Here is a 3799-nt window from a genome sequence, read left to right as displayed (position 1 = left end):
ATCGCAAGGAGTTCGGTTGCAATGCCTGCGGCGGCAGCCGGTGGTATTGGGCCTTCGTAGGGGCAATCGGTCACGCAGGAAATATAGCCTCGCACCGGAATGCCGTCGGCGGCAGCTGCAGCGAGCACGGGGCGGAAACGCTCGAGGCTCTCAGCAATTGAGCAGTTGATGTTCCTGCGGCTAAAGCTTTCCGACGCCGACGCAAAGATGGCGACTTCATCGGCTTTCGCCACCCGCGCCGCCTCGTAGCCCTTCAGGTTGGGAACAAGGGCAGCGTAGATGACGCCGGGCGCGCGGCGGATGCCGGCCATGACTTCGGCCGCATCGGCCATCTGGGGCACCCATTTCGGTGAGACAAACGAAGTCGCCTCAATCTTTTGGAAGCCGCAGTCCGAAAGCAAATCTACGAGTCGAGTCTTTTCGGAGGTTGGCACGAGGCGCATTTCGTTCTGCAGGCCATCGCGCGGCCCCATCTCAAAAATTCGGACGAATTCGCCCATTTGGGTCAGGCCTCCGGGTCGAGACGTACCTGACACACCGGCGGAGCCTTGGTTGCCAAGCCAATCTTCAGGCATTTCACTTCTGTCAACCTGAGAGCCGCGGCCTATTTCCCGACCAATCTCACATCAACAGGGTAAATACCGCTTTCGTTGGCGATGATAGGGTTGATGTCGAGCTCTGAAAGGTTGTCCATCCTCATGACCGCAACGGACACTGACGATATGAAGTCGGCAAGGGATCGCTTCTCGATTTTCGGATAGTTCCGGAACCCGTCGAGGAGCTTAGCAACCCGCGTCTCATTGATCATGTCTAGCGCTTCCGCTGGAGAAAGCGGTGCCGCGCGAAAGGTCACGTCCTTGACCGCTTCGACCAGTACGCCGCCGGACCCGAACAAGATCACCGGGCCGAAGATCGGGTCGTTTGAGGCACCCACGAACAACTCCACGCCGCGATCTACCATTGGCGTGACAATGAAGCCGAATGTCGAGGCGGGGGGGGCATAGGAAGCCACAGCTTTGGCGATGTCATCTGCGGCCGCGCGCGCCGCTTCTCTTGTCACGCCGAGACGAACGCCGCCGACGTCGGACTTGTGCACGACAAAGGCCGAGTCCAGCTTCACTGCACAGGTGCTGGCAAAGTTGGAGACAGCCGATTCCACAGCCCCCGAATCGCTTGCAGCGGACCATTCGCCGGTGTCCACGCCCAATTTCTGCAAGATGTCGCGGGCTGTCGTCTCTGCCGAGAGCCCGCCGGGGACAATAATGGGCGGCGCCTCTAGTGCCAACCTTTCGTTATGCCCACCCCGCTTAGTAAGCCAATTCGCCCTTTCAAACAGCGCCTTGGAGCCGCTCACGGCCCAATCTAGCGAGGAAAAGACCTGGATGCCGCCATTTCGCAAGATGTCGTGGTTCTCCGGTTTGCGATTGGCGTAGCAGCTATGGAAAACCAGAGGCAGACCGGTGGCGTCCCGCAATGCCACGATCCGTTCGGCCGCCGAATTCTCAGCTTTCAACAGAGAGATATCGAATCTTATGTGGTACGCTCCAAATAGCCCGTTGGTCAGTACGAGCCCCACCTGCGGATCTGATGCCAGAATTTCGATGCATTCGGGGAAAACGTCTGGATACGCATCGGCGGCGCTTGCCACATCAATCGGATTTTCGACACTGGCGCCATCGCCGAGCACGCGCCTCAACTTGGCCTTTGTGTCTTCCGAGAGTGAGGCAAGCGGCACACCCGCCCGTGATAGGGCATCAACGGCCAGTGTTGCGTGTCCACCGCCGTCCGTAAGAACCGCGACTCCCGTTTCTGGTCTGGGAAGTGGGCTGGTTGCGAGAAGCGCGGCAACCGGCAACAACTCATCCGAGCGATCAACTTGAGTCACGCCCATTTGGGCCAGCACCTTCAAGGCGACATCGTCGGCGCCGGCGATTGAACCGGTGTGGGAAAGCGCCGCCTTCCGGCCCTCGATGGATCGTCCGCCGCGCAGCATCACAATCGCGCAGCTCTGCCCCACTCGTGCGGCCGCGTCTAAGAAGCCCCGCCCGTCAAGAAAACCCTCATTGTAGATTGCAATCGCGCGAGTGCTGTTGCGCAGGGAAAGCTCCTCGATCAACTCGCCATATCCGATGTCGATCTGGTTACCGAGCCCCGCGATTACATCGAAGCCGGGGCCATTGATCGTCCGGCTGTCTTCGACGACCGAAAGGATCATGTTGCCGCTTTGCGTTAAAACACTGACCGGCCCGCTTGGCGGCAACTCCGGCAGACCAATAAGGTCGGCCTGCACGGTGCAATTCAGCATTCCCGATGTGTTCGGTCCAACAATCCGGACGCCGCTTTTCACCAAGGCGTCGCGCAATCTTTTCTGCGCGGCCGATCCCTTGTCGCCTCTCTCGTGGAACCCGTGTGCCAGCACCACTGCGCCCGCGATGCCCTTTTTGCCACACTGAATGAGGATATCTGGCACTTCCTCCGCCGGCCGGACGATCACGGCGATGTCTACATTTTCGGGAAGGGCGTCTATGTCGCTGAAAACTGGTAGGCCGAGGATCGTCCCTCCTTTCGGATTAACTGGCAGGATCGGATAGCCGTAACTGGCCTTTTTCAGAGCGTTGATGATTTGATATCCGCGCTTGTCACGGTTTGAGGATGCGCCGATGATCGCGACGGAGTGCGGCTCGAGTACGCGGCTCAAGGCCGATTTCTCATTGTGGAGGCTCTTGGTCGCCGGCGAGTCCGGCTCCGCATAGCTAAGTACGCGGTTTAGCGTTGTTGCCTGGTTGTCGTGCTCCATCGTCATTTCTATCGTCCTTCGAAACGGGGCGAGCGACGTTCCGCGAAGGCGGCCACGCCTTCTGCCCAATCTCTGGTCTCCATGATAGCCAGCAGATCTTTGGCCTCGGTGCGAAAAAGCTTGTCGGAGTTCTGCGGGAAATTGATCGCCGCCTTGAGACGAGCCATTGGTAGCGGTGCGTTCTTCACGATCCGCTCCACCAATGCGCTGGTGCGCTCTTTCAACTGATGCGCCGGCGGAGCCTCAGTGGCCAGACCAATTTCTAGGCATTTCGCGCCGGTTATCCTATCACCCAGCAGCAAGAGCCGCGCGGCATCCCTCAGCCCGATGAGTCTGGGAAGACGGAGCGTCACACCTCCCCCGACATAAGTTCCAATGGCAACTTCGGGAAATCCAAGTTGGGCGTCGTCGGATATGATGAGGAAGTCAGCGGAGGTGGCGATTTCGGCTCCGCCCCCTAGGGCATAGCCGTGCACCTCGGCAATCACGGGCGTCTTCATCGTCTGAATCCGCTCGCATACGCTCTGCCCGAGCATAATATAGGTCTCGCGCTCATCGCGGGTCCGCTCGCCGGATTTGTGGGCCTTCAAATCAGCACCGGCGCAGAAAGCGCGTCCGTTTCCGGAGAGGATCACGCACCGGATCCCGGGGTCGTTGTCAGCATAGTTCAGGGCGTCCAACGTCTTTTGATACAGGCCTTCGTTGACCGCGTTCATGCGCTCGGGTCGATTGAAGATTATGTGAAACGCTCGGCCTTCTTGCTTCGTAACGACTTCGCTCATGGACAATCTCTCGAGACACTGATCCCGATACACTCGCTGCAAAACTATTGCGCGTCCAACATGTTTTTCGTATAGATCAATCGCGAATGAGCAATAATATCACACTCAGGCATTTGCGGGCGTTCGTCGCGATCGCAGAGCGCGGCGGGTATACCGCCGCGGCGCGTTCGCTGAACATTGCTCAGTCGGCTTTAAGTCGCACAATCGTCGAGATCGAGGA

The 3799-nt window shown here is 58.8% G+C and carries 4 protein-coding genes; 1 reads left to right on the top strand and 3 read right to left on the bottom strand.

Translation table 11 applies throughout. The features are described from left to right. From EOA86_RS26085 to EOA86_RS26075, 3 genes are all read right to left on the bottom strand, one after another. The coding region (locus EOA86_RS26085; RefSeq protein WP_128344325.1) for a hydroxymethylglutaryl-CoA lyase at positions 1–500 on the bottom strand (500 nt) is incomplete at its 3' end. Positions 501–604: 104 nt separating this feature from the next. Then, positions 605–2803, bottom strand: coding sequence for an acetate--CoA ligase (locus tag EOA86_RS26080; RefSeq protein ID WP_128344323.1), 2199 nt, complete (start codon positions 2801–2803; stop codon positions 605–607). A 2-nt stretch (positions 2804–2805) separates the two neighbouring features. Beyond that, positions 2806–3579: an enoyl-CoA hydratase/isomerase family protein gene (locus EOA86_RS26075; protein ID WP_128344321.1), complete on the bottom strand. Its 774-nt coding sequence runs from the start codon at positions 3577–3579 to the stop codon at positions 2806–2808. 86 nt (positions 3580–3665) lie between these two features. Between EOA86_RS26075 and EOA86_RS26070 the strand changes: the two genes are divergently transcribed. Further along, positions 3666–3799: LysR family transcriptional regulator (locus tag EOA86_RS26070; RefSeq protein WP_164891987.1), on the top strand; the 134-nt coding region annotated here is incomplete at its 3' end.

Source organism: Mesorhizobium sp. M5C.F.Ca.IN.020.32.2.1, assembly GCF_004023105.1.
In the GTDB taxonomy this organism is placed as follows: domain Bacteria; phylum Pseudomonadota; class Alphaproteobacteria; order Rhizobiales; family Rhizobiaceae; genus Mesorhizobium; species Mesorhizobium wenxiniae.
The sequence above is the reverse complement of the archived record's forward strand: the minus strand, read 5'-3'. Positions and strand labels throughout refer to the sequence as shown.

Excerpts from the sequence above, each read along its gene's own strand:
- EOA86_RS26080 (WP_128344323.1), bottom strand. The coding sequence starts at position 2,803 with ATGACGATGGAGCACGACAACCAGGCAACAACGCTAAACCGCGTACTT.
- EOA86_RS26075 (WP_128344321.1), bottom strand. The coding sequence starts at position 3,579 with ATGAGCGAAGTCGTTACGAAGCAAGAAGGCCGAGCGTTTCACATAATC.